The following is a 4,156-nucleotide window of genomic DNA, read 5'->3' as shown; positions in this document are numbered from 1 at the left end:
CGATCACCACGCCGGTGCGCGATTGCGCCGCCTCATCCTCCGGCATCCAGCCGGCCTGCCGCAGCGCCTCATCCGTCGCCCCAAGCGAATACTGGATGAAGAGGTCCATCTTCTTCAGTTCTTTGGCCTCGATGAAATCGAGCGGATCGAAACCGTCCGGATCGTCCGTCTTTGCAGGAACCAGACCTGCGACCTTGCAGCCATAGGCCTCCGTGTCGAAACGGGTATTGGCGACGATGCCGCTTTTCGCGGCAATCAGCCGGGACCAGTTGACGTCGACCCCAACCCCAAGCGGCGACACCGCGCCCATTCCGGTAATGACAATCGGATCATCAGAGAACATGTATCTCTCCTATAGTGTATATACACAAATCAGGGCAAAAAAATCACGCGCCCGCAAGGCGCGCCAGCGTATCGAGATAGGCTACTGGATCGTGGTCCTTCAATTGCGCCTGCATTTCATCGCGCGCCTCACGCCACAGCGGGATTGCCGCATCAAGCCGCCGATCCCCTTCGTCCGTCAGCCGGCAGATTCGACCGTTGCCACGCTCCGCCGTGGTTTTGACCACAAGGCCCTTGGCGATCAGAAGATCGATATTGCGCGTCAGCGTGGAGCGGTCCATGGCGATCCGCTCGGCAAGCGCGTTGATGGACTTGCCCGGATTGCCGCGCATGACCGACAGCACGGAAAACTGCGCCACCGTCAGTTCGAGCGGACGCAACCGGTTGTCGTAGCGTCGGGTCAGCACCCGCGCCGTCTTTACGGTGTTGAGAATGAGGCAGCTCGAAAGATCGTCCGCCGTCGGCTTCGTCCATGTCATGGAGATAACCTACGTTGCATATACACTATGTCAAGAGCGGAGAGGTTCAACCTCAGCCCTGTTCCTTCACAAACGCCGTCAGCACATCGACGATCAGCCCGTGATCGTCCTTGCTCGCAAGGCCGGATACCGTGATCGCGGCGACGACGCCGACATGGTGGATGCGGACGGGAAAGCTGCCGCCGTGATCGGCGTAGTCCGTCAGGTTCAGGCCGAGTTCGGGGCCGATGGTGCGGCCCTTGCGGCGATGTTCCAGCTCGATCGCGTAGGACGAGCGATGAAAGTGGAAAACGACGTTCGATTTGCGCCGCGCCCACATGTCATTGTCGGGGGCCGAGCCCGGGAGGGCCGCATGAAACAGCGTCCGGCTCGGCGTGCGGATATCGATCACCACCGGCGCGTCGAGCGCCTGCGCGCGGTCCACCAGCCGCTGGCCGATATCCCAGGCATCGGTCTCGTCGAAACGGGCGAGAACCAGCTTCTTCTCCTGGCCGGCGACCTCGTCTTCAAGTTCGTTTGCCATCGATAACTCCCTCACGGATACATGCGGACCTTGTGCCAGCCGCCTTCGGCGACATTGCGGCGGAACTCGATGCGGTCGTGCAGGCGGAACTTGCCGTCATGCCAGAACTCGATCGAGACCGGCTTCAGGCGGAAGCCCGACCAGTGGGCCGGGCGCGGTATTTCGCTGACGCCGTATTTCGCCGTGGTCTTGGCAACCGCCCTTTCGAGCGCGAACCGGCTTTCCAGCGTGCGCGACTGCTTCGAGGCCCAGGCGCCGATGCGGCTGCCGCGCGGACGCGACTGGAAATAGGAATCGGCTTCCGCGTCGGAAACAACCTCCACGGGGCCGCGCAACCGGACCTGGCGGCGCAGCGATTTCCAGTGGAAACACATCGCCGCCTTGGGCTGGCCGAGAAGCTCCCTGCCCTTCTGGCTTTCGAAATTGGTGTAGAACACGAAGCCGTTGGCGTCGAATTCCTTCATCAGCACCATGCGCACATTGGGCAGGCCGTCCTCGTCGACGGTCGCGACCGCGACGGCGTTCGGATCATTGGGCTCGCTCGCCTCGGCATCCTTGAGCCATTTGGCGAACAGTTCGAAAGGGTCGTTCTCCTCGGTGAAATCAGCCTTGCCGCCGTCGTCAGCCATCGTCGTCACTCCCGATCATGTTTCGCCTGCCGCACGGTCGCAATCAAATCGCGGAAAAATCGCGCCGGACGTCCGTTCCGGCAAGCGAGAGAATGGATATGAGAGAAGACCAAACCGCGGCGCCTTGCAAGCGGCGTTTCGCCGGCGAAAGCGCCATCGACGCGGAAAGGTCAGCTTGAACCGATTAGCCGCCTATGCCATAGGCAGAAACCAGATGAGTTTCAAGGAGCATCGACACATGGCGGAAGCAACCGGCCTCATGAAAGGCAAACGCGGCATTATTCTCGGTGTCGCCAATAACCGTTCGATTGCATGGGGCATTGCCAAAGCATGTCATGACGCCGGAGCAGAGATCGCGCTGACCTGGCAGGGCGACAATCTCAAGAAGCGCGTCGAGCCGCTCGCAAACGAGCTCAACGCCCTGATGGCCGGCCATTGCGATGTCACCGATCCGGCAAGCATCGAAGACGTTTTCGCCAGGCTCGAGCAGGAATGGGGCAAGATCGACTTCGTCGTCCACGCCATCGCGTTTTCCGACAAGGAAGAGCTCACCGGCCGCTATATCGACACCTCGCGCGAGAATTTCGCGAAGTCGATGGATATCTCGGTCTATTCCTTTACCGCCATTGCGCGCCGCGCCGAGAAGATGATGAATGACGGCGGCTCCATGCTCACGCTGACCTATTACGGCGCCGAGAAAGTGATGCCGCATTATAATGTCATGGGCGTCGCCAAGGCAGCGCTGGAAGCCAGCGTGCGCTACATGGCCGTCGATGTCGGCGGTCGCGGCATCCGCGTCAACGCCATCTCCGCCGGCCCGATCAAGACGCTGGCCGGCTCGGCGATCGGCGATTTCCGCTACATTCTGAAGTGGAACGAATACAACTCGCCGCTGAAGCGCAATTGCACGATCGACGAGGTCGGCAACACCGCGCTGTTCCTGCTCTCGGACCTTTCCACCTCGGTCACCGGCGAGGTGCTGCATGCCGATTCGGGCTATCACGTGGTCGGCATGAAGGCCGTCGATGCGCCGGACATCTCGGTGGTCAAGGACTAAGGCTTCAAGGCGCAGACCATCCCGCGCCTTCTTCTCTCGGGTGTCGTCCACACAATGTCGGTCCGCCGAAAAGTGTGCAAAAACCCCTCCTCCTTTTGAATTTTCGCATCCGCCTGTAATGAAAGTTGATCGGGCGGCGCGCCAGCAACCACGGGACGCCGAAATTGCAGATTTATGTCATCCGCCACGGCCAGACGGACTGGAACGCCGAGTACCGGCTCCAGGGCCAGCAGGACATACCGCTCAACGATACGGGCCGCAGCCAGGCCAATGGCAATGGCAGCGAACTCGCCGGGATTCTCGGCGCCGACGCCCATCTCTACGATTTCGTCGCGAGCCCGCTTTCGAGAACCCGCGAGACGATGGAGCGCGTGCGCGCCGCCATGGGGCTGACGCCCGAGCTCTACCGCACCGACGACCGGCTCAAGGAACTCTCCTTCGGCGACTGGGAAGGCCGCACGCTCAAGGAACTCTCGACGGTCAGCCCGGCGCTTCTCGAGGAGCGCGAAAAGGACAAATGGTCCTTCGTGCCGCCCGGCGATGATGCCGAGAGCTATGAAATCCTGTCCTGGCGGGTCGGGGCCTGGCTGAAGGACGTGGTGGGGCCGACGGTCTGCGTCGCCCATGGCGGCGTCATCCGCTCGCTGTTCAGGATCGTCGGCGGCGCCAGCACCGCCGAGGCCGCCGAACTCGCGATCCCGCAGGACAATATCCTGAGCCTCGACCCGGAGACCGGCGTGATCGGCTGGATTGTGTAGCGTCGAGCCTTTTCCTCCTCGACCAATTGCTATAGAGCCGAGCCTTGAGAAATGGCCGGTCGCAGGAGGTTTTTGATGTCGCACAATACATTCGGACACATGTTCCGCGTCACCACCTGGGGCGAAAGCCACGGGCCGGCGCTTGGCTGCGTCATAGATGGTTGCCCGCCCGGCATCGCGTTCACGCTTTCCGACATCCAGACCTATCTCGACCGCCGCAAGCCGGGTCAGTCGCGCTTCGTCACCCAGCGCCGCGAGGCCGATGAGGTGAAGGTGCTTTCCGGCGTGCTGCCGCAGGAGGATGGCGTCACCTTCATCACCACCGGCACGCCGATCTCGCTGATGATCGAGAACACCGACCAGCGCTC

General features: G+C 61.8%; 7 protein-coding genes. 3 read left to right on the top strand and 4 right to left on the bottom strand.

The features are described 5' to 3' along the window. The 4 genes from B4E36_RS06575 to pdxH all read right to left on the bottom strand — a co-directional run. Window positions 1-343, bottom strand: a 343-nt coding sequence (locus B4E36_RS06575; RefSeq protein WP_345900149.1) for a beta-ketoacyl synthase N-terminal-like domain-containing protein, incomplete at its 3' end; no start/stop codon positions are given. A 43-nt stretch (window positions 344-386) separates the two neighbouring features. After that, complete coding sequence (locus B4E36_RS06570) at window positions 387-821, bottom strand: MarR family winged helix-turn-helix transcriptional regulator (RefSeq protein WP_292058604.1); 435 nt, start codon at window positions 819-821, stop codon at window positions 387-389. A gap of 52 nt (window positions 822-873) precedes the next feature. Further along, entirely contained in the window at window positions 874-1,344 is a 471-nt protein-coding gene (locus tag B4E36_RS06565; RefSeq protein ID WP_292058606.1) for a heme-degrading domain-containing protein, read from the bottom strand. A gap of 11 nt (window positions 1,345-1,355) precedes the next feature. Continuing rightward, complete coding sequence (gene pdxH / locus B4E36_RS06560) at window positions 1,356-1,973, bottom strand: pyridoxamine 5'-phosphate oxidase (protein ID WP_292058608.1); 618 nt, start codon at window positions 1,971-1,973, stop codon at window positions 1,356-1,358. 238 nt (window positions 1,974-2,211) lie between these two features. Here pdxH and fabI point away from each other — a divergent pair, with 238 nt between their 5' ends. The 3 genes from fabI to B4E36_RS06545 all read left to right on the top strand — a co-directional run. After that, window positions 2,212-3,030, top strand: coding sequence for an enoyl-ACP reductase FabI (gene fabI / locus B4E36_RS06555; RefSeq protein ID WP_018066536.1), 819 nt, complete (start codon window positions 2,212-2,214; stop codon window positions 3,028-3,030). Between the two features lie 164 nt (window positions 3,031-3,194). Beyond that, window positions 3,195-3,788 (top strand): histidine phosphatase family protein, encoded by a 594-nt coding sequence (locus B4E36_RS06550; protein ID WP_292058612.1) that lies wholly within the window; start codon window positions 3,195-3,197, stop codon window positions 3,786-3,788. Between the two features lie 75 nt (window positions 3,789-3,863). Further along, a partial coding sequence (locus B4E36_RS06545) for a chorismate synthase (RefSeq protein ID WP_345900148.1) occupies window positions 3,864-4,156 on the top strand: 293 nt, incomplete at its 3' end.

The sequence above is a fragment of the Martelella sp. UBA3392 genome (assembly GCF_002358775.1).
GTDB lineage: Bacteria > Pseudomonadota > Alphaproteobacteria > Rhizobiales > Rhizobiaceae > Martelella > Martelella mediterranea.
This window is presented reverse-complemented; position numbering and strand designations above follow the sequence as displayed.